The organism is Methylobacterium sp. ARG-1 (assembly GCF_001262595.1).
Classification (GTDB): domain Bacteria; phylum Pseudomonadota; class Alphaproteobacteria; order Rhizobiales; family Beijerinckiaceae; genus Methylobacterium; species Methylobacterium brachiatum.
The window spans coordinates 89,894-110,552 of the sequence record NZ_LHCD01000005.1 but is presented as its reverse complement, the minus strand read 5'-3'; the positions used below and the strand labels follow the sequence as shown (position 1 = coordinate 110,552).

Annotated in this window: 18 protein-coding genes; 10 read left to right on the top strand and 8 right to left on the bottom strand. The window is 69.8% G+C overall.

Annotated elements, in window-relative coordinates:
• Nucleotides 1-109 precede the first annotated feature (109 nt).
• The 3 genes from AKJ13_RS07855 to AKJ13_RS07845 form a co-directional block, all read right to left on the bottom strand.
• A complete protein-coding gene (locus tag AKJ13_RS07855; protein WP_128754983.1) occupies nucleotides 110-352 on the bottom strand; it encodes a hypothetical protein in 243 nt (80 codons plus the stop codon).
• Nucleotides 353-418: 66 nt separating this feature from the next.
• A complete protein-coding gene (locus tag AKJ13_RS07850; protein WP_050732858.1) occupies nucleotides 419-1,432 on the bottom strand; it encodes a CmpA/NrtA family ABC transporter substrate-binding protein in 1,014 nt (337 codons plus the stop codon).
• On the bottom strand, nucleotides 1,429-2,016 hold the full coding sequence (locus tag AKJ13_RS07845; protein ID WP_007562443.1) for an ANTAR domain-containing protein: 588 nt from the start codon (nucleotides 2,014-2,016) through the stop codon (nucleotides 1,429-1,431). The genes AKJ13_RS07850 and AKJ13_RS07845 overlap by 4 nt, the downstream gene beginning before the upstream one ends.
• Nucleotides 2,017-2,252: 236 nt before the next feature.
• Here AKJ13_RS07845 and AKJ13_RS07840 point away from each other — a divergent pair, with 236 nt between their 5' ends.
• From AKJ13_RS07840 to AKJ13_RS07810, 7 genes are all read left to right on the top strand, one after another.
• Nucleotides 2,253-2,804, top strand: a complete 552-nt coding sequence (locus tag AKJ13_RS07840; RefSeq protein WP_082316891.1) for a hypothetical protein — start codon at nucleotides 2,253-2,255, stop codon at nucleotides 2,802-2,804.
• A gap of 111 nt (nucleotides 2,805-2,915) precedes the next feature.
• Nucleotides 2,916-4,832, top strand: a complete 1,917-nt coding sequence (locus tag AKJ13_RS07835) for a glycoside hydrolase family 15 protein (RefSeq protein WP_280137106.1) — start codon at nucleotides 2,916-2,918, stop codon at nucleotides 4,830-4,832.
• Nucleotides 4,829-6,904 (top strand): transketolase, encoded by a 2,076-nt coding sequence (gene tkt / locus AKJ13_RS07830; RefSeq protein WP_050732855.1) that lies wholly within the window; start codon nucleotides 4,829-4,831, stop codon nucleotides 6,902-6,904. Before AKJ13_RS07835 ends, tkt begins: the two co-directional genes overlap by 4 nt.
• Nucleotides 6,905-7,184: 280 nt before the next feature.
• Nucleotides 7,185-10,031 (top strand): bifunctional transaldolase/phosoglucose isomerase, encoded by a 2,847-nt coding sequence (locus tag AKJ13_RS07825; RefSeq protein ID WP_050732854.1) that lies wholly within the window; start codon nucleotides 7,185-7,187, stop codon nucleotides 10,029-10,031.
• Between the two features lie 56 nt (nucleotides 10,032-10,087).
• Nucleotides 10,088-11,068, top strand: a complete 981-nt coding sequence (gene gnd, locus AKJ13_RS07820; protein WP_050732853.1) for a phosphogluconate dehydrogenase (NAD(+)-dependent, decarboxylating) — start codon at nucleotides 10,088-10,090, stop codon at nucleotides 11,066-11,068.
• A gap of 25 nt (nucleotides 11,069-11,093) precedes the next feature.
• Entirely contained in the window at nucleotides 11,094-11,819 is a 726-nt protein-coding gene (gene pgl / locus AKJ13_RS07815) for a 6-phosphogluconolactonase (protein ID WP_050732852.1), read from the top strand.
• Between the two features lie 337 nt (nucleotides 11,820-12,156).
• Nucleotides 12,157-12,678, top strand: coding sequence for a cysteine dioxygenase family protein (locus AKJ13_RS07810; protein WP_050732851.1), 522 nt, complete (start codon nucleotides 12,157-12,159; stop codon nucleotides 12,676-12,678).
• Between the two features lie 100 nt (nucleotides 12,679-12,778).
• On the opposite strand, the gene AKJ13_RS07805 is transcribed toward AKJ13_RS07810, so the two are convergent.
• Both AKJ13_RS07805 and AKJ13_RS07800 read right to left on the bottom strand, forming a co-directional pair.
• Entirely contained in the window at nucleotides 12,779-13,240 is a 462-nt protein-coding gene (locus AKJ13_RS07805; protein WP_050732850.1) for an Lrp/AsnC family transcriptional regulator, read from the bottom strand.
• 38 nt (nucleotides 13,241-13,278) lie between these two features.
• Complete coding sequence (locus AKJ13_RS07800) at nucleotides 13,279-14,418, bottom strand: 2'-deoxycytidine 5'-triphosphate deaminase (RefSeq protein ID WP_082316885.1); 1,140 nt, start codon at nucleotides 14,416-14,418, stop codon at nucleotides 13,279-13,281.
• Nucleotides 14,419-14,681: 263 nt separating this feature from the next.
• On the opposite strand from AKJ13_RS07800, the gene apaG reads away from it, so the two are divergent.
• From apaG to speG, 3 genes are read left to right on the top strand one after another with little or no spacing between them, the layout of a single operon-like run.
• Nucleotides 14,682-15,074 (top strand): Co2+/Mg2+ efflux protein ApaG, encoded by a 393-nt coding sequence (gene apaG, locus AKJ13_RS07795; RefSeq protein WP_007562424.1) that lies wholly within the window; start codon nucleotides 14,682-14,684, stop codon nucleotides 15,072-15,074.
• Nucleotides 15,075-15,109: 35 nt separating this feature from the next.
• Nucleotides 15,110-16,279, top strand: coding sequence for an acetylornithine deacetylase (argE, locus tag AKJ13_RS07790; protein WP_050732849.1), 1,170 nt, complete (start codon nucleotides 15,110-15,112; stop codon nucleotides 16,277-16,279).
• Between the two features lie 14 nt (nucleotides 16,280-16,293).
• Entirely contained in the window at nucleotides 16,294-16,842 is a 549-nt protein-coding gene (gene speG, locus AKJ13_RS07785; protein WP_280137105.1) for a spermidine N1-acetyltransferase, read from the top strand.
• Between the two features lie 45 nt (nucleotides 16,843-16,887).
• On the opposite strand, the gene AKJ13_RS07780 is transcribed toward speG, so the two are convergent.
• The 3 genes from AKJ13_RS07780 to argF form a co-directional block, all read right to left on the bottom strand.
• The gene (locus AKJ13_RS07780; RefSeq protein ID WP_050732847.1) at nucleotides 16,888-18,030 is read right to left on the bottom strand and encodes a hypothetical protein; all 1,143 of its coding nucleotides are present in this window, start codon (nucleotides 18,028-18,030) and stop codon (nucleotides 16,888-16,890) included.
• Nucleotides 18,031-18,202: 172 nt separating this feature from the next.
• A complete protein-coding gene (locus tag AKJ13_RS07775; protein ID WP_050732846.1) occupies nucleotides 18,203-19,207 on the bottom strand; it encodes an Hsp33 family molecular chaperone in 1,005 nt (334 codons plus the stop codon).
• 308 nt (nucleotides 19,208-19,515) lie between these two features.
• Entirely contained in the window at nucleotides 19,516-20,496 is a 981-nt protein-coding gene (argF, locus tag AKJ13_RS07770; protein WP_050732845.1) for an ornithine carbamoyltransferase, read from the bottom strand.
• Between the last annotated feature and the right edge of the window lie 163 nt (nucleotides 20,497-20,659).

Sequence of the window (20,659 nt, the reverse complement as noted above, 5' to 3'; positions counted from 1 at the left end):
TGAGACGCCTGAGTCGGACATTGTGTGGCGCTAGGCTGCTTCGCGGCGAACGGAGTCACAGCGGGACTTCGGCCGACGCGATGACTTCACGCCCGACGCTCGAGCGCGATCAGATCAACGTCGAGAGCATCGCCAGCAGGCCGAGAGTCGGCATCGCGCCGGCCACGAGGACCCAGTACCACGAGGGGATGCCGCCGGGACGGCGGTTATCGTTGCTGGCGCGCGGCGCCTTGGCACCGCGGCGAACATAACGTCGAAGCTCGATCCGGCTGCGCGGATGCGATGTCGACGATTCGGTATCGAGTTTACGGCATCCGGGCATGGCAGCGATGTAACGGCCGAGACCCGGCAACGTTCCCGGCCCGCTGAAGTCTATACAGACCGCAAATGACGAAATGGTCGAATTGTCTTTCGCGGCTCAAAGGGCCATGGCGGCGCGGTACAGGTCGGGCCTGAAGACGGCCGCCGCCTCCGCCTCCGGGCGACTGTCCTGCGGGATCTGTCGCGAGGCGCGCATCTGCGCCACGAGCCAGCGGACGGCCTCGGCGCGCGGCTCCTGAACCCGCGCGCTGACGTCGAGAGGTCGCGGCATCGGCCGCGTCGCGCCCGCCGCGTCCAGGACCGCGACGCTTCGGAACGCCCGGTCGATCAGGTCGACATCCAGGTTGAGATAGGTCCGGTGCGCGAGGCGGTGGACGAGGTCGGCGCGGTTATCCGGGTCGGCGCACCAGTGCCCCGCGCGCGCCACCGCTCGGACCAGGGGCAGCGTCGCGCCGTCGAGGCGGGCCGACACGGCCAGAACCTTCTCGGGGGCGTCCGGTGCGAGATCGCAGCCGAGCGCCGCGATCCGCCCGTGGCCCGCCGCCACGGCGACGGCGTTCCAAGGCGCGCCGGCGCAGTAGCCGTCGACCAAGCCGCGGGCCAAAGCCTCGACGCTGTGCTGGGGCGGAACCACGACGGTCCGGAAGGCTGCGGGATCGAGACCGCCGGCCTCCGCGAACAGCCGCAGCTGGTAGCTGTGGCAGGAGAAGGGATGCACGGTCCCGAGCGTCAGCGGCCGGCCCGCGTCCCGGCGCTCGGTCGCGACCCGGGCGAAGGCCCGGGCGACGTCGGCCAGGTCCTCGCTCGCCGGTGCCATGGCCGCCCAGAGGTCGCGCGAGACCGTGATGGCGTTGCCGTTGGCGCTGAGCTGCAGCGGCACGATGAGGTCGGAGGGCGGCCCGGACAGAGCCAGCCGGCTCGCCAGGGCGAGCGGCGCCAGCATGTGCGCGCCGTCGAGATGCCCGAGGGCAAGGCGGTCCCGCAGGGTCGCCCAGGACGGTTCGGCGGACAAGTCGAGCTCCAGCCCCTCGGACCGGGCGAAACCGAATTCGTGGGCCGCGATCAGCGGCGCGGCATCGCAGAGCGGGACGTAGCCGAGCTGGAGCCTCATCCGAGCAGATCCGCCGTGGTGACGATGGCCCGGGCGATGTCGGCGATCTTGCGCTTCTCATTCATGGCCTTGCGCCGGAGCTGCTTGTAGGCCTCATCCTCGGTGAGCCCCTTCAGGTTCATGAGGATGCCCTTGGCCCGCTCGATCAGCTTGCGGTCGGCGAGCTCGCCGCGCGCCTCCGACAGTTCCCGCTGCAGACGTGCGAAGGCGTTGAAGCGCAGGATCGCGATGTCGAGGATCGACTTGATCCGCTCGGCCCGCAGCCCGTCGACCACGTAGGCCGAGATCCCGGCATCGACCGCCGCCTGCATCATGGTCGTGTCCGACCGGTCGACGAACATCGCCACCGGCCTCTCGACCTGCCGGGAGACCCCCGACATCTGTTCCAGGATATCGCGGCTCGGGCTTTCCAGGTGGATCACCACCACGTCCGGCTTGAGGGCGGTGATCCGCTCCAGCAGGTCCGCCGTGTCGGGGATCACCACGATCCGGCCGATGCCGGCCGCGCGCAGGCCCTCCTCCAGGATCGCCGCGCGGGCGCGGCTCGGGTCGATCACGGCGACGGTGAGGTTGGATTCGGTCATCGTGGCCCGGTCGGGCGGGTCTTCTCGCGGGGCGGCCCGGCTCGGGCCTCGTCGGCCAAGCAAGGTGTATGCCCTGCAACCGGCCCCATCGTTACCGCCGCGCAAACAAACGGTCTAGCTTCCGCCGCAATGCTGGGGACATCCTGGCGCTCACGGAACGACGTTGGGGATCGGTGACACGGATGCGCAGGCCAGACCCGCTTGCCCTGACGGACGCTGTCGCCGGACGCGTGTCGATGCCGTTCCTGCCGACGCTGGTGGTCGTGGCGATTCTGGGTGTCGCCTCGATCTACTGCCCCTCGTCGCAGCCGGCGAACCCCGAGGCCCGCGCCGCCCTGAGCGCCCCCGCCGCCCCCTCGGCCACCGCCTTCGCCAAGGCCGCGCCCATCTCCGTACCGGTCCGCCGTCCGGCTTCCCTCGCCTTCGCCGAGGCCTATCCGCTGGCCGCGCCGTCGGCCGCCCACCCCGTCCCGTCAGCGGCCCGGCCGGCGCTCGCCGGGCGGCCGAATCCGCACGTCGCGGTCGCGGGGCGGCACCCCTGCCCTGGTCGCCGCTGCCCCGAGACGCCGCTGCGCGTGACCGATCCGCTCGCCGCCGGCCGTGCCGAGGCCGCCGAGTCGGACGAGGCCGGGCTGCTTCCGCCCTCCGCCTTGCCCTTCGCGGCGTCGGTGGTCGGACAGCTGATGCCCGCTGCCCGCGCGGTGGGCGATGCCGCCAGCCTGATGCGGGATGGCGCGGCGGCCATGCAGGGCTCCGTCGCCCTGGCGGTGGCCGAGTGCCTGCGCTGAGGCGCGACCGGCAATCCGAGGGCGCATAACGTCAGGCTTGGCCGTCCGCACGAAGCCTCTGGACCTCGCAACCGGGCGTCCTAGGTGCGTTGCAGCGGATGGCCGGGGCGCCTGGCTCCGCGCTGGAGCCGGGGCCGGATGGCTGCACGCATCGAGGATTACGCACTGGTCGGCGATGGCCGCAGCGCCGCGCTGATCAGCCGGCAGGGCAGCGTCGATTGGCTGTGCTGGCCGCGCTTCGATGCCGCCGCCCTGTTCACGAGCCTGCTCGGCACCGAGGCGCACGGCTTCTGGAAGATCTTCCCCGAGGCCGAGAATGTCGAGACCAGCTGGGCCTACCGGCCGGGGAGCCTTGTGCTGGAGACCCGGCACAAGACCCGGCTCGGCGAAGTCCTGGTCACCGATTTCATGCCGGTCGGCGACGGCGCCCACCTCGTGCGCCTGGTCGAGGGCGTGCACGGGCGCGTCGCCATGCGCATGGAGATGGCGGTGCGGTTCGATTACGGCTCCGCGGTGCCCTGGGTTTCGCGCTCGGAGCTGGGCGACCTGCGCGCGGTCTCGGGCCCGCACAAGGTCGTGCTGCGCACCGATGTCCACCTGAAGGGGTCGGACGCGCAGACCACCGTCTCCGAGTTCACCGTCCATGCCGGCGAGCGGCACCGCTTCGTCCTGAGCTACGGCGCCTCGCACGAGGACGACCCGCACCCGATCGAGCCGCGCAAGACGCTCGAGGCGACCGACCAGGCCTGGCGCGAATGGTCGGCGCGCTGCGCCGGCGGCACGGCCTGGGACCGGATGCTGCAGCGCTCGCTTCTCACCCTGAAGGCGCTGATCTACGAACCCACCGGCGGCATCGTCGCGGCGCCGACCGCGTCCCTGCCCGAGGGGCTCGGCGGCGAGCGCAACTGGGATTACCGGTTCTGCTGGCTGCGCGACTCGACCCTGACGCTGATCGCCCTGATGGACGGTGGCTACATCGACGAGGCGCGCGACTGGCTGGGCTGGCTGTTGCGGGCGGTGGCCGGCAACCCGGAACAGGCGCACATCCTCTACGGCATCGCCGGCGAGCGGCTGCTGCCGGAGATCGAGCTCGACTGGTTGCCCGGCTACGAGAACTCGCGGCCGGTCCGGATCGGCAACGCCGCCGCCTCGCAATTCCAGATCGACGTCTACGGTGAGCTGTTCGACGCGCTCTACCAAGCCCATGCCCGGGACCTTCCGATCAGCAAGGACGGGTTGCGGGTCGGTTTGGCGATCCTCGGCCATCTCGAGAAGGCCTGGCGGGATCCGGATGAAGGCATCTGGGAGGTCCGCGGCGGGCGGCGCCACTTCACCCATTCGAAGGTGATGGCCTGGGTCGCGTTCGACCGGGCGCTGCGCATGCACGAGATGCACGAATCCGGCGCCACCGAGGAACAGGCCGCGCACTGGCGCGCCGTCCGGGACGAGATCCACGCCGAGGTCTGCGCGAAGGGCTTCGATCCCGCGCTCAACAGCTTCGTCCAATCCTACGGGTCGAAGGCGCTGGACGCGAGCCTGCTGCTCATCGCCCATACCGGCTTCCTGCCGCAGGACGATCCCCGGGTGGTCGGCACCGTCGAGGCGATCGGCAAAGGCTTGATGCGCGACGGCTTCATCCTCCGCTACGAGACCGAGGGCCAGACCACCGACGGCCTGTCCGGCAACGAGGGGGCGTTCCTGCCCTGCACGTTCTGGTATGCGGACAACCTGATCGGCCTCGGCCGGCGGGACGAGGCGCGGGCGCTCATCGAGCGCTTGCTCGGCATTTGCACCGATCTCGGCCTGGTCAGCGAGGAATACGACGTGCAAGCCAAGCGCCTTGTGGGTAACTTCCCCCAGGCGTTCACCCATGTCGCGCTCGTCAACACGCTGCTCAGCTATACGCGCGGCGAAGGGCCGGCGGATCGGCAGGGTGGTAAGGCCAACGGAGCCCCTCCCGCCGTCCTTCGGCAGCGTGAAGCCGACAAGCGGCACGCAAGAGGCGAACTGGAAGACGCGACATCATGAGCGGCGCAGATACCCCCACCAAGGCGGATTTCGCTGAGATCGACACGCTCAGCATCAACACCATCCGGACGCTCGCGATCGACGCGGTGCAGAAGGCCAATTCCGGCCATGCCGGCGCGCCGATGGGCCTCGCCCCGGTCGCCTACACGTTGTGGAACCACTACCTCCGCTACGATCCGGCCCATCCGCACTGGCCGAACCGCGACCGCTTCGTGCTGTCCTGCGGCCACGCCTCGATGCTGCTCTACGCGCTCCTGCACCTCGCGAATGTAGCCGAGAGCGACGGCGGCAACGCGCCCGCGGTGACCCTGGAGGAGATCAAGAAGTTCCGGCAGCTCGACAGCCGGACCCCGGGCCATCCGGAATATCATTTCACCACCGGCGTCGAGACCACCACGGGCCCGCTGGGCCAGGGCGTGGCGAACTCGGTCGGCATGGCGATCGGCGGCCGCTTCCTCGGCTCGCGCCTCAACCGGCCCGAGCTGCCGCTGTTCGACTACAACGTCTACGCGATCTGCTCGGACGGCGACCTGATGGAAGGCGTGGCCTCCGAGGCCGCCTCGCTCGCCGGCCACCTGCGGCTCGCCAACCTCTGCTGGATCTACGACGACAACACCATCACGATCGAGGGGCATACCGAGTTGGCCTTCGGTGAGGAGGTCGCGACCCGGTTCCTGGCCTATGGCTGGCAGGTGCTGCGGGTGGCCGACGCCAACGACCTGCACGCGATCTCGGGCGCCCTCGAGACGTTCCTGGCCACCAACGACCGGCCGACCCTGATCGTCGTCAAGTCGGTGATCGGCTACGGCGCCCCGAAGAAGCAGGGGACCCCGAAGGCGCATTCGGACGCGCTGGGCGAGGACGAGGTCAAGGGCGCCAAGCGCGCCTATGGCTGGCCCGAGGACGCGCAGTTCCTGGTGCCGGACGGCGTGCACGAGAACTTCCGCGACGGGATCGGCAAGCGCGGTGCCGCCCTCTACGATGCCTGGCAGGATCTGCTCGCCAAGGCGCGGGCGGCCGATGCCGACCACGCCGAGGATCTCGCCGCCCTGCTGGAAGGCCGCCTGCCCGACGGCTGGGACAAGGACATCCCGTTCTTCGAGCCCGACGCCAAGGGCATGGCCACCCGGGAATCCTCCGGCAAGGTGCTTAACGCCATCGCGCAGCACGTGCCGTTCATGCTCGGCGGCTCGGCCGATCTGGCGCCGTCCAACAAGTCGAACCTCACCTTCGAGGGCGCCGGCTCGTTCGGGCCGTTCTCGCCGGGCGGGCGCAACCTGCATTTCGGCGTGCGCGAGCACGCGATGGGCTCGATCGTGAACGGGCTCGGCCTCTCCGGCCTGCGGGCCTACGGCGCCACCTTCCTGGTGTTTGCCGACTACATGCGACCGCCGATCCGGCTGGCCTCGCTGATGGAGCTGCCGATCTTCCACATCTTCACCCACGACTCGATCGGCGTGGGTGAGGATGGGCCGACCCACCAGCCGGTGGAGCAGCTCCTGTCGCTGCGTTGCATCCCGGGCCTGGTCACCCTGCGCCCGGCCGACGCCAACGAGGTCGCCGAGGCCTACCGGGTGATCTTCTCGCTGAAGAACCAGCCGGCGGTGCTGGCGCTGTCCCGCCAGCCGCTGCCGACGCTGGACCGCACCAAGTACGGCGCCGCCGCCGGCACCGCCAAGGGCGGGTACATCCTGGGCGATTGCGACGGCACCCCGGAGGTGATCCTGATCGGCACCGGCTCGGAGGTGCAGCTCTGCGTCAGCGCCTACGAGGCTCTGAAGGCCGAGGGCGTCAAGGCGCGCGTCGTCTCGATGCCGTCCTGGGACCTGTTCGAGCGTCAGGACGAGGCCTACCGGCATTCCGTCCTGCCCCCCGCCGTCAAGGCGCGGGTCACCGTCGAGCAGGGCAGCATGATCGGCTGGGACCGCTACGCCGGCACCGAGGGGACGGTCATCGGCATGAACACGTTCGGGGCCTCCGCGCCGATCAAGGACCTCCAGACCAAGTTCGGCTTTACCCCCGACAAGGTTCTGGAAGCCGCCCGGGCACAGCTGGCCAAGCATAAGGCATAACGGGCCGTGCGCGGCGCCATCTGCTTGCCCCGATCGGGGCTTGGACGGTGATCGTCGCACCAGGCGCGGGTCCCCTCTCCCGGACGGAGGGGGACAGGGTGAGGATGGGACTTCTGCGGAAAGGTCTCGACCCTCACCCAACCCTCTCCCACACGGGAGGGAGCATGTCGCGGCCGGTACTGCCGGCCGTGGCCCTGATCGGTAGGAACCAAGGCCTGCCTATCGGCGAAGCAGAGCGTTCCGGACGAGAGAACGCGGTACGGGACAACGAGGAACCGACATGGACGCGCTCAAGGCCCTGCACGACGAACAGGATCAGGCGGTTTGGCTGGACTTCGTGGCCCGGGGCTTCATCCAGAAGGGTGAGCTGAAGCGCCTCGTCGAGGAGGACGGCCTCCGCGGGGTGACGTCCAACCCGTCGATCTTCGAGAAGGCGATCGGCCACTCGGACGAGTACGATGCCAGCCTGAAGGCCGTGCAGGAGACCGGCGACAGCCGTGTCATCGACCTCTACGAAGGCCTGGCGATCGCCGACATCCAGGCCGCCGCCGACGTGCTCCGCCCGGTCTACGAGGCGAGCGACGGGGCGGACGGCTATGTCAGCCTCGAAGTGTCGCCCTACCTGGCGCTCGACACCGAGGCGACCCTCGTTGAGGCGCGGCGCCTGCACAAGGCGGTCGCCCGCGACAACCTGATGGTGAAGGTGCCCGCCACCCCCGAGGGCATCCCGGCGATCCGCCAGCTGACCAGCGAGGGCATCTCGATCAACGTGACGCTCCTGTTCTCGCAGGAGGCCTACGAGGCGGTCGCCCGCGCCTTCATCGACGGGCTCGACGAACGGGCGAAGGCCGGCCACGACGTATCGACGGTGGCGAGCGTCGCGAGCTTCTTCATCAGCCGGATCGACGTGCTGGTCGACAAGCTTCTCGACGAGAAGATCGCCCAGGCCAACGACCCCGATGAGAAGGCGGCGCTCGGCCAGCTCAAGGGCAAGGTGGCGATCGCCAACGCCAAGCTCGCCTACCAGCGCTACCGGAAGATTTTTTCCGAGGCGAAGTGGACGTCGCTATCGGAGAAGGGCGCCAAGGCGCAGCGGCTGCTCTGGGCCTCGACGGGCGTGAAGAACAAGGCCTATTCCGACGTGCTCTATGTCGAGGAGCTGATCGGGCCGAACACCGTCAACACCATGCCGCCCGCCACCATGGACGCGTTCCGCGACCACGGCACCGTGCGGGCGACGATCGAGGAGGACGTGCCGGGGGCAGAAGCCGTCATGGCCCGGCTGGCCCGCGCCGGCATCGACATTGAGGCAGTGGCCGAGCAGCTGGTGAAGGAGGGCGTGCAGCTCTTCATCGACGCCGCCGACAACCTGCTCGGTGCGGTTGCCGGCAAGCGCGCCGCGCTCCTCGGCCAGCGCCTCGACGGCCAGAGCCTGGTCATGGACGACACACTCGCGGCCGAGGCGAAGAAGACCGTCGAAGCCTGGCGGTCGAGCGGCGCGATCCGCCGGCTCTGGGCCGGCGATGCCACGGTCTGGTCCGGCCACGACGAGGCGAACTGGCTCGGCTGGCTGCACATCGTCGAAGACGAACTCAAGAAGGCCGCGGACTACGCCGCCTTCTCCGACTGGGTGAAGCAGGAAGGCTTCACCGATGCCGTCGTGCTGGGCATGGGCGGCTCCAGCCTCGGCCCCGAAGTGCTGAGCCTGACCTACGGCCAGCGCGAGGGCTTCCCGAAGCTCCAGATCCTGGACTCGACCCATCCGGATCAGGTGCGCGCCCTGGAGGCGAGCATCGATCTCGGCCGGACCTTGTTCATCGTCTCGTCCAAGTCCGGCTCGACGCTGGAGCCCAACGTGTTCCGCGACTACTTCCTGGGGCGCGTGAAGGACAAACTGGGCGATCGGGCGGGCGATCACTTCGTCGCCGTGACCGACCCGGGCTCCGACATGGAGCGCGCCGCGCAGAGCGATAAGTTCAAAAAGATCTTTTACGGCGTCAAGCAGATCGGCGGCCGCTACTCGGTGCTGTCGGCTTTCGGCCTGGTCCCGGCCGCGGCGCTCGGCCTCGACGTGAAGGCGTTCTTGGAGACGGCGCGCATCATGGTCCGCTCCTGCGGGCCGGTGGTGCCGCCGGCCCAGAACCCGGGCGTGCTGCTCGGCACCGCGATGGGCGCGGCCGGTCTCGCCGGCCGTGACAAGGTGACGGTCATCGCCTCGCCGGGCATCGACAGCTTCGGCGCCTGGGCGGAGCAGCTCATCGCCGAGTCGACCGGCAAGCAGGGCAAGGGCCTCGTGCCCGTGGATGGCGAGCCGGCGAGCGTCCCGGCGGTCTACGGCCGCGACCGGTTCTTCATCTATCTGCGCCTCGACGGCCAGGCGCAGGAGGCACAGGACGAGGCCCTGCGCGCCCTGGAGCGCGACGGCCATCCGATCGCCCGCATCACCCTCGACTCGATCGAGCAGCTGCCGCAGGAATTCTACCGCCTGGAAATGGCCACCGCGGTGGCCGGGGCGGTGCTCGGCATCAACCCGTTCGACCAGCCCGATGTCGAGGCCAGCAAGATCGAGACGAAGAAGCTGTTCTCGGAGGCCGAACGCAACGGCGCCCTCCCCGCCGAGACGCCGCTGTTCGAGGACGACGCCATCGCGCTGTTCGCCGACCCGAAGAACGCCGAGGCGATGCCTCAGGCTTCTGACGGCTTGGAAGCGGCGCTGAAGGCGCAGGTCGCCCGCCTGAAGGACGGCGACTATCTCGGGCTCCTCGCCTACGTCCCCCGCGACCCGAAGGCGGCCGGCATTCTCCAGGAGGCCCGGCTTGCGGTGCGCGATGCTCGCAAGGTCGCGACCTGCCTGGAATTCGGTCCGCGGTTCCTCCACTCGACCGGGCAGGCCTACAAGGGCGGCCCGAACACCGGCGTGTTCCTTCAGATCACCTCGGCGCCGTCCGAGGACCTGCCGATCCCCGGCCGGGCTCTGGGCTTCAGCACCGTGGTGGCCGCGCAGGCGCGGGGCGACTTCGCGGTGCTGGCCGAGCGCGGCCGCCGGGCGCTGCGGGTCCATATCAAGGGTGATCTCGACACCGGGCTGAAGCGCATCGCGGCGGCGCTCACGGCCGCAGTCGCCTAGGCGGCGGCAAGCGCCCCTCGCCGCGACGGCGAGGGGCAATCCTGAGGAGATCAAAGATGCAACTCGGCATGATCGGCCTCGGCCGGATGGGCGGCAATATCGTCCGGCGCCTCCTGCGCGACGGGCACACGGCCGTGGTGTTCGATCAGAACCCAGCGGCCGTGGCCGCACTGGTCGAGGCAGGGGCGGTCGGCGCGTCGAGCCTGGAGGATCTCGTCTCCAAGCTCGAAGCCCCCCGCACCGCCTGGGTGATGCTGCCGGCGGGCGCGATCACCGAGGAGGCGGTCACCACCCTGGGCGGCCTGATGCAGTCGGGCGATTGCATCATCGACGGCGGCAATTCCTTCTACGGCGACGACGTGCGCCGGGGGATCGCGCTGAAGGCCAAGGGCCTGCACTACGTCGATGTCGGCACCTCGGGCGGCGTCTGGGGGCTGGAGCGCGGCTATTGCATGATGATCGGCGGCGACACCGAGACCGTCGACCGCCTCGACCCGATCTTCAAGACCCTGGCGCCGGGCATCGGCGACATCCCGAAGACGCCGGGCCGCGAGGGCCGCGACCCACGGGCCGAGCAGGGCTACATCCATGCCGGGCCGACCGGGGCCGGCCACTTCGTCAAGATGGTCCATAACGGCATCGAGTACGGCCTGATGCAGGCCTATGCCGAGGGCTTCGACATCCTGAAGCACGCCAATTCGGAGGCGCTCCCGGCCGAGCGCCGGTTCGACCTGAACATGGGTGACATCGCGGAGGTCTGGCGGCGCGGCAGCGTCGTCTCCTCCTGGCTCCTCGACCTGACCGCCCAGTCCCTGGCCGGCGACGAGAGCCTCCACGATTTCTCCGGCTACGTGGAGGATTCCGGCGAGGGCCGCTGGACCATCAACGCCGCCATCGAGGAGAGCGTCCCGGCGACGGTGCTGTCCGCCGCCCTGTACCGGCGCTTCCGCTCCCGCGAGCAGGAGAGCTACGCCGACAAGTTGCTTTCAGCCATGCGCAAGGGCTTCGGCGGCCACCAGGAACCGAAGAAGTCGTGAGGCCGGGAAACGCAGAGATTCGCCGATGAGCCTTCCCACCGGAACCCATGTCCTGCCCGATCCGCAGGCGGTCGCCCGCGAGGCGGCCGAGCGGCTGATCGTGGCCTGCAGCGAGACCGAATCCGAGCGGATCGCGATCTGCCTGGCCGGCGGTTCGACCCCGAAGGTGCTCTACGGCCTGCTCGCCGGGCCGGACTACGCCGCCCGGGTGCCGTGGGAGCGGATCCACTGGTTCTTCGGCGACGACCGGGTGGTCCCCTGGGACGACGAGCGCAGCAATGTCCGGATGGTCCGCGAGGCGTTCGGCCACGGATCCCGGATCCCCGCCACCCACCTGCATTTCATCCCCTCCGACGCGGGCGCCGAAGCCGGGGCGCGGGCCTACGAGCGGATCCTGCTCGACTTCTACGGGGCCGACAGGCTCGATCCCGCCCGACCGCTGTTCGATCTCGTTCTGCTCGGCATCGGCGAGGACGGGCACACCGCGTCGCTGTTCCCGGGCAAGCCGGCGCTCGGCGAGACGGAACGCCTGGTCGCTCCGGTGCCCGAGGCCGGCCTGGAGCCATTCGTGCCGCGCATCACCCTGACCTTCCCGGCCCTGGCCTCCTCCCGGCACGTGCTGATCCTGGTGACCGGCGCAGGCAAGCGCCGCGCCTTAGCCCGGCTTGCCGCGGGCGAGGAATTGCCCGCCGGCCGGGTCACCAGCCAGGGCGACGTGGCCTGGCTGCTTGACGAGGCCGCCGCCGATTGAGCTCCCGACCGCACATTCCGGTCTGATCCGGCGACGCTGCCCCGGGGCGCGGCGACGGATCGATCGCGCTGCGCGCGCGGCGACGCTGCGACGGGCCGCAAACGGATCGGCCGGTCAAACCACCGAATCGTGGGCGGCGTTGTTGCGCCGGTAAGCCCCCTCGCGCCGGCGAACGGCGGGTTTTTCGACCATCGGGAAACGGCCTTCGGCCCTCCAGAGATTTGACGAAATGTCATTGCTCGCCCGACCGATCCGAGCCTGAACTTCGCAATCCGTCTCCGGCCCCGCCGCGTTAGGCTTCGCCCAGCCTGACGGAAGGCATTTGAGGAGGCCGCGCATGACCCCGCTGACCCAGCCGGCTGACGTCGAAGCCATGATGGCGGATCTCGCTCTCTCGGCTGAAAGCTCCGCGGACGCCTATCTGGCCTCGGCCCGGGCGACCCTGCTGAAGATCCTGGCGCGGCCCGATCTGCTGGACCGGACGCGACTGGTCGCGCCGCCGGAAGGGCTCGGCCGCAACCTGTTGTTCGGCACGCGGGCGATCAGCGTCTGGGCCATGGTGTGGAGCCCGGGAGCGGTCACGCCGGTCCACGACCACCATTGCTCCTGCTGCTTCGGCCTGCTCAGCGGCAGCCTGCGGGAAACGTGGTATCGCCCGATCAGCGACACCCACGCGGTCGCGACCCTGGATGTGGTCCGGGTCCCCGGCTACGTGGCCTGCATGATGCCCACCGGCCCGAACCTGCACCGGATCGCCAACGCGGGTCCGGACACGGCGATCTCGATCCACGTCTACGGCTACGACCACCGGGAGCAGGCCTCGTCGATCCACCGGACCTATGAGGTCGCGCCGGGGTGATGTGAGACCTGCGCCGTCATGGCCGGCGCAGCGCGCGGTTTCAGATCGCCGGGGTGCCTCGTCGCGCTTGCGATGGCGCCGATGCTCCAGGTCGAAACCGTCAATCCATGTAGATCGTCGGCACGGCGGTCGTGTACTTCATCTCCTCCATGGCGATGGACGAGGACAGGTTCGAGAATTCGAGCTTGGCGATGAGCCGCTGGTAGACGGCGTCGTAGGCCTCGATATCGGGCACGACGATGCGCAGCAGGTAGTCGATCTCGCCGGTCAGGCGCCAGGCCTCGACGATTTCCGGGAAGCCCGCGACGACCCGGCGGAACGCGTCGGACCAGTCGGCCGCGTGGCGCGGTGCCTTCACCGCCACGAACACTGTCGTCGGGACGTTGACCTTCCGGCGATCCACCAGCGCGACCCGGCTCCGGATCACCCCCGACGCCTCCAGCTTCTTGACCCGGCGCCAGCACGGGGCGGCGCTCACCCCGACCCGCTCGGCCAGCTCGGCGACCGGCAGCGTCGCGTCCTGCTGAAGGACGTCGAGAATTTTTCGGTCCACCGCGTCCATGCGAAAGCTGCTCCCGCGCGGGGTTCAAGCTGCCGGGGCTACAGGAAGAAGTGCTTCGAGAGCTTCAGCCCCTGGGCCTGGTAGTTCGAGCCGGCCCCGGCGCCGTAGAGCGTGCCGGGGATGGCCAGCATGCGCTCGTAGACGAGCCGGCCGACGATCTGGCCGTCTTCCAGCAGGAACGGCACGTCGCGCGATCGGACCTCGAGCACCGCGCGGGCGCCCGCGCCGCCAGCCCCGGCATGGCCGAAGCCGGGATCGAAGAAGCCGGCGTAATGGACCCGGAACTCGCCGACCAGGGGATCGAACGGCACCATCTCGGCAGCGTGGTCCGGGGGGACCTGCACCGATTCCTTCGAGGCCAGGATGTAGAACTGGCCGGGATCGAGGATCAGGGCGCCCGAGCCGTCGGCCGGCAGCGGCTCCCAGAAATCCACGGCCCGGTGGCGACCCGGGGCGTCGACATCGACCAGCCCGGTATGGCGCTTGGCCCGGTAGCCGATCAGGCCGTCGAACCCGGACAGGTCCACCGAGACCGCGACGCCGCCCTGGAAGGACGGGGCGTCGGCATCGACCAGCGGCGAGCGCAGATGCAGCTGGCCGAGTTCCGCCTCCGTGAGCCGCGGCGAACCCTGGCGGAACCGAATCTGCGACAGGCGCGAGCCGGTCCGGACCAGGACCGGGAAGGTGCGCGGCGAGATCTCGGCGTAGAGCGGCCCGGTATAGCCGGGCTCGACCTGATCGAACGCCTCGCCGCGGTCGGTGATCACCCGGGTGAACACGTCGATGCGTCCGGTGGAGCTCTTCGGGTTCGCGGCCGCGGCCAGGTCGCCCGGCAGCGCCAGGCCTTCCTGCAACTCGGCGATGTAGACGCAGCCCGTCTCCAGCACCGCGCCCGGCCGCAGGTCGATCCGGTGCAGCGACAGGCGCTCGACGCAGGCCTGGACCGTGCGGGCGGCGCCGGGAAGGAAGCTGGTCCGGACCCGGTAGGCCGTGGCGCCGAGGCGCAGGTCGAGACTGGCCGGCTGGATCTGGTCGCCCGCGAAGGGCTCGGCCACGCGGATGCCGCCCGTCCGGGCCAGGGCCGCGATCGCCTCGGCCGGCAGGATGCCGGAGCGGGTCTCTACGCCCGAATCGGCGGCCTGCGAATCGGCGGCATCCATGCCTGCGCCCGCGTTCATCGCGCCTCGACTCCTTCGCGCGCCTCCGGGTGGATCCGCGTCCCCGTACGTTCTCCGACGGGACTGGCTAATGCCGGCTTAATCCTATCGGCGCAGACCCGGGTCGGCGACCGCGATGCCCGTCCGGCGCGCCTGCGGCATCATCCGCGCGAGGTAGTCCGCCGCAATTGACGGCGATTTCACCGCCCACTACCACCGCCAGTGAAGCGTGTTCAATCCGTGTTCAGCGGATCGCACCGTTCGAAGAAGGGCCTTATAGGGCGATGTACAAGGCCGAGACGCGAGGAATTCGAGTGACCGTTCAGCCTCGCTTCGTCGAGGAGGAATCCTCGCCGAATGAGAGCCGGTATTTCTTTGCCTACACGGTCGAGATCGTGAACACCGGCAGCGAGCAGGTCCAGCTGCGCTCCCGCCATTGGCGCATCATCGACGGGCACGGAGCCTGCCAGGAAGTGCGCGGGACCGGCGTGGTCGGCAAGCAGCCCGTGCTGGAGCCAGGCGAGTCCTTCTGCTACACCAGCGGTTGCCCGCTCAACACGCCCGATGGCCTGATGGCCGGCAGCTACACCATGGCGACGGTGGCCGGCGAAAGCTTCGAGGCCGAGATTCCCGCCTTCTCCCTCGACAGTCCGCACGTCCGCCGCAGCCTGCACTGAGGTCCCGAGCCCGGGGCTTCGCTCCGGAGGGATTTATGTCTGGGATCGGCGAGCGGCTCAGCCCGCTCGACATGCTCGCCCGCCTCGTGTCGTTCGATACCGAGAGCGACAAGTCGAACCTCGCCCTGATCGATTCTGTCTGCGCCTATCTCGACGGCTGGGGTGTCCCGTATCTCCGCCTGCCGAACGCCGCCGGCGACAAGGCGGCCCTATTCGCCACGATCGGCCCGATGGTCGAGGGCGGCGTCGTCCTCTCCGGCCATACCGACGTGGTGCCGGTGGCGGGCCAGGCCTGGACCAGCGACCCCTTCACCCTGCGCGTCGCCGACGGCCGGGCCTATGGGCGCGGCGCCGTCGACATGAAGGCGTTCGACGCCCTGGCGCTGGCCCTGGTACCCGACATGCTGGCCGGCGATCTCAAGCGGCCGATCCACATCCTGCTCTCCTACGACGAGGAGACCACCTGCCTCGGCTCGATGGATGCGATCACGCGGTTCGGCGCCGACCTGCCGCGGCCTAACGCGGTGATCGTCGGCGAGCCGACGGGAATGGAGGTTGCCGACGCGCACAAGAGCATCGTCACCTGCCTGACCATCGTGCACGGCCACGAAGCCCATTCGGCCCGGCCAGCGCTCGGGGCGAACGCGGTGGCGGCGGCCTGCGAGCTGGTCGCCGGCCTCAGCCGGATCGCCGACCGGATGATCGAGCGCGGCGACGCTTCGGGGCGGTTCGATCCGGCCGCCACCACAATTCATGTCGGCACGATCCAGGGCGGCACGGCGCGCAACATCCTCGCCAAGGAGTGCCGCTTCCACTGGGAGTATCGCGGCCTGCCCGATCTCGACCCGGGTGAGATCCCGCGCCTGTTCGCCGAGGCGGTCGAACGGGTGACGCGGGAGCGCCTGAACCGGTACGGTGATTACGGGCGAATCGAGACGATCGAGGAGGTCGACATTCCCGGGCTCGCACCCGAACCCGGCTCCGAGGCCGAGCGGCTGTGCCTGCGGCTCGCGGGGCGCAACCGCACCATCGCGGTGCCCTACGCCACCGAGGCCGGGCGGTTCCAGCGGGCCGGGATCCCGACGGTCGTGTGCGGACCCGGCGACATCGCCCAGGCCCATCAACCCGACGAATTCATCACCCTCGACGCGCTCGGCAAAGGCGAGCGGTTCCTGAGGGCCCTGATCGAGGCTTCCGCGTCATGAACGCGCTTACCGGCATCACCATCAAGCTGCGACCGCTGGAACGTGAGGATCTGCGCTTCGTCCACCAGCTCAACAACAACGACAGCATCATGCGCTACTGGTTCGAGGAGGCCTACGAGTCCTTCGCAGAACTGCAGCAGCTCTACGAACGCAACATTCACAACCAGACCGAGCGCCGCTTCATCGTGGCCGATCCGACCGGCGAGCCCGCGGGGCTGATCGAGTTGGTCGAGATCAATCACCTGCACCGGCGCTGCGAGTTCCAGATCGCGATCCACCCGAGCTTCCAGGGTCGGGGCTACGCCTGGCAGGCGACTCGGATCGCCATGGATTACGCGTTCAGCGTACTCAACATCCACAAGCTGTACCTGCACGTCGACCGGGACAATGCCCGGGCGGTGCGCATCTACGAGCGCTGCGGCTTCCGGCCAGAGGGCGTCCTGAAGGACGAGTTCTTCGTGAACGGCCGCTATCGCGACGCCGTGCGGATGTGCCTGTTCCAGCCGGATTATCTCAAGGCCCGCGGCGGCGGCGATATCGCCGAGCCGGTGCTGAAGGTCTGACCCGCTGATGCGGGAGGGGCCACCGAGGCCCCTCCCCAATCGTGCTCAGTTGCGGCCGGTGCCGGACTCGCGGCCGGCCTTGCCGGCGCCCTGTGCGGCGCCGCCCTGACCAGGGGCGGCATTCATGCCGCCGCGCTCGGCGCCGCCCATCCGGCCGCTGTCGGTGCCGGCCGGCCGCGCGCCGCCCTGCGGGTCACCGCGCTCCGAAGCGTTGCGGATGCCGTCCTGCTGGCCGCCCCGCATGTCGCTGTTGCGGGTACCGTCGTTCCGACCCTCGCGATTGGCGGCCCGGTCCGTATCGCGCCCCTCATTGCGCACCGCGTTGCGGGTGCCGTCGCGCGCGTCGCGGCGGTCGCTGCGGACGCCGGCGCGGGTCTCGGTCCGGAAGCTGGCATTGACCGTGCCGCCGCCGCTGAGCCGGCGATACTCGTCGGAACCGTAGCGCACCCGCTGGCCGCGGATCGTTACGAACCGCTCCTCGCGCACCGATACCAGGCGGCGGTATTCGGGCGAGCCGTAGACGACGCGCTGGCCCCGAATGGTCACGAAGCGCTCGCGCGGTCGGCTCTCACGGGTGCTGACAAGGCGGCGGTACTCGGGCGAGCCATAGAGGACGCGCTGGCCGCGGATCACGACGTAGCGGACCCGGGGGCCGCGATTCTCGGTGACGACGAGGCGCCGGTACTCGGGCGAGCCGTACACGACCCGGCGACCGCCGATGAACACGAACCGGCCCTCGCGGCGGAGGCCGCCTTCGACCCGATCCGACCGGACATCGGTCCGGCGCTCCGTACGGCTCTCCGTCCGACCACGGATATCGGCGCGGTCGCTCCGTTCGGCGCGCGTGCCATCCCGGTCGCCGCGCGCATCCCGCTCGGCGCGGTCGCCGCCGCGCTCGCCGGCTTCCGGGCCGGCACGGCCGCGATCCTGGGCCATCCGGTCGCCGGAGTCCCGCCCGCCATCCCGGCCCTGCGCGGCACGTCCGGCTTCGGTGCCGGAGCGACCCGAGGCAGCCTGGTCGCCATTCTGCGATCCGCTCCGGTCGGCCCCGCTCCGCATGCTCGATTCAGGGCCGCCCGCCCCGGCCCGGCCGGCCATCCCGCCACCGCGATCGGCTCCCGCCGATTGCTGCGCATAGGCCGAGGTGCTGATCAGCAGCGCGGCCAACCCGATCGACAACGTTCGCATGGCGTCTCCTCCGATATTGAAGCAGCCACGCAACGTCGAAGGTCCGGAAACGGTTCGGTTCGCAATCCTCAAAAATTCACGCAACGAATACTGATGCATCCGCGTTTCGCGTGCAGAAGCTTGGCCGTTGTTAGCTGAGGAACCAGGCCGATCGCGTGCGCGGCCCGGGCCTCTACTGGTTCGGCTGCGCGCCGATTTCGGCCTCGACCTCCTGCGGATCCAGATCGTAGCGGCGGGAGCAGAATTCGCAGGTGATGACGATGCGCCCGTCATCCGCCACGATGTCGCGCCGCTCCTCAGGCGAGAACGAGCGGATCATGCCCATGACGCGCTCCCGCGAGCAGCGGCAGGCCTCCTGCACCGATTGGCGGTCGAACACCCGCACGCCGCGTTCGTGGAACAGCCGGTAGAGCAGGCGCTCGCTCGACACGCTCGGATCGACCAGTTCGTGATCCTCAACGGTGCCGACGAGCGAGCGCGCCTCGACCCAGGCATCGTCCTCGACCGCCTGCCCGGACAGGTGCGTGTGGCCCTCCGGGATGTCGCCCGGCGGCAGGTCGGCGAGGCGAGCCCGGTCGATCGACTGGGGCAGGAACTGCACGATCAAGCCGCCGGCGCGCCAATGCCCGGCGCCCTCCTCCACGGCCTCGGCGACCGCGAGGCGCACCTGCGTGGGGATCTGCTCCGACTGGCGGAAATACTGGTGCGCAGCCTCCTCCAGGCCCTGACCCTCCAGGGCGACGACGCCCTGGTAGCGGCTGGCGGCGGAGCCCTGGTCGATGGTCATGGCCAGATGGCCGGCACCGATCAGGTCGGCATCCTTCAGCGGACGCGCGCCCAGGGCGGCAACCTTTTCCGCGTCGAACCGCGCGGTGGCGCGCAGGCGGTCGGGCGCCTCGAAATCGACCACGATCATCGCCACCGGGCCGTCGGTCTTGGTCTGGAGCTGGAACCGGCCCTCGAACTTGAGCGACGAGCCGAGCAGCACCGTCAGAGCGGCGGCCTCGCCCAGGAGCCGGGCGACGGAATCCGGGTAACCGTGGCGGCGCAGGATCGTGTCCACCGAGGGCCCCAGCCGGACCAGGCGCCCGCGTACGTCGAGCGCCTCGACCGCGAAAGGCAGCACGGCGTCATCCGTACCGCCATGGCCGTTGCCGACAGGTTGCCCGGCCTGCATCTGAGATTGCGACTCTGGTCCTGAGGTCATGCCCGCTCCGATCGATACGCCCGGCTCCGGCGGCGGCCGCTCCGACGTGCCGGGGCGCAGATCCCGCTCCAGCGAGGAGCAGGATGGCGTGAGGAACAGGGCCCGTTCGGAACGATCTGATCCCTCACCCCGCCCGCGCCCGCACGGGAGAGGGGGCGCGTCGCGCCACATCCGTCGCCGGGATGCTGCCATCCGGCAGCCGTGATGGGGAGGCGGGCCGCGAGAGCCGCCCGCTCACCCCCATATGGGGCGCGGTCTCGAAAAGCACGAGCCCGGGATCAGGGCGTGCCCGCGCCCAGGCACCAAGCCAGGATCCCCTTCTGCGCGTGCAGGCGGTTCTCGGCCTCATCGAACACCACGGAGCGCGGCCCGTCCATGACGTCTGCCGTGACCTCCTCACCGCGATGGGCCGGCAGGCAGTGCATGAAGATCGCGTCCGGGTTGGCGGCTGCCATCAGCTTGGCGTTCACCTGGTAGGGGCTCAGCAGGTTGTGGCGGTGACCCTCGTCGTCGTCGCCCATCGAGACCCAGCAATCCGTCACCACGGCATCGGCGCCCTGGACGGCCGCGAAGGCGTCGGTGGTGACGTTGATCTTCGCGCCCTCGCGCTTGGCCCAGGCGACCAGCGCCGGCGGGGGCGCGAGTTCGGGCGGGCTGGCGATGTCGAGGCTGAAATCGAGCCGCGCGGCGGCGTGGACCCAACTCGCCAGGACATTGTTGGAATCGCCGGACCAGGCCACCTTGCGGCCCTTGATCGGCCCGCGATGCTCCTCGAAGGTCATCACGTCGGCCATGATCTGGCAGGGATGCGAGACCTTGGTCAGGGCGTTGATGACCGGCACGGTGGCGTACTCGGCCAGTTCCAGCATCTGACCGTGGTCGAGGATGCGGATCATGATCGCGTCGACGAAGCGCGACAGCACCTGGGCGGTGTCGCCGATGGTCTCGCCCCGGCCGAGCTGCATCTCGGATCCGGTGAGCATCAGGGTCTCACCGCCGAGTTCGCGCATCGCCACGTCGAACGAGACGCGGGTGCGGGTCGAAGGTCGGTCGAACACCATGGCGAGGGTCTTGCCCATGAGCGGGCGCTCGGCGGCGCGCTCGCCCTTGCGGCGGCGCGCCTTCATGGCGGCGCTCGCATCGAGCACCCCGCGCAGCTCCGCCCCGGAGAAGTCCTTGAGGTCGAGGAAGTGGCGGGGGGCGGCACCGTTCAGGTGCGGGACTGGGGCACGCGCCCGGCCGTCAATCTGGGCTTTCATCGCGTCACGTTCGCTAGAGCCTGCTCCACGATCACCTGATCATGAACGACACTCTATCTCCTGGTGAGGGGCATTCTCGTCACGCGCGGCGGGGATCGACCGCGCCCGAAAATGCTTCGCACCGCCCTGCGCCGGAACGCGGCGCAGGGCGGTGATTCTGAAA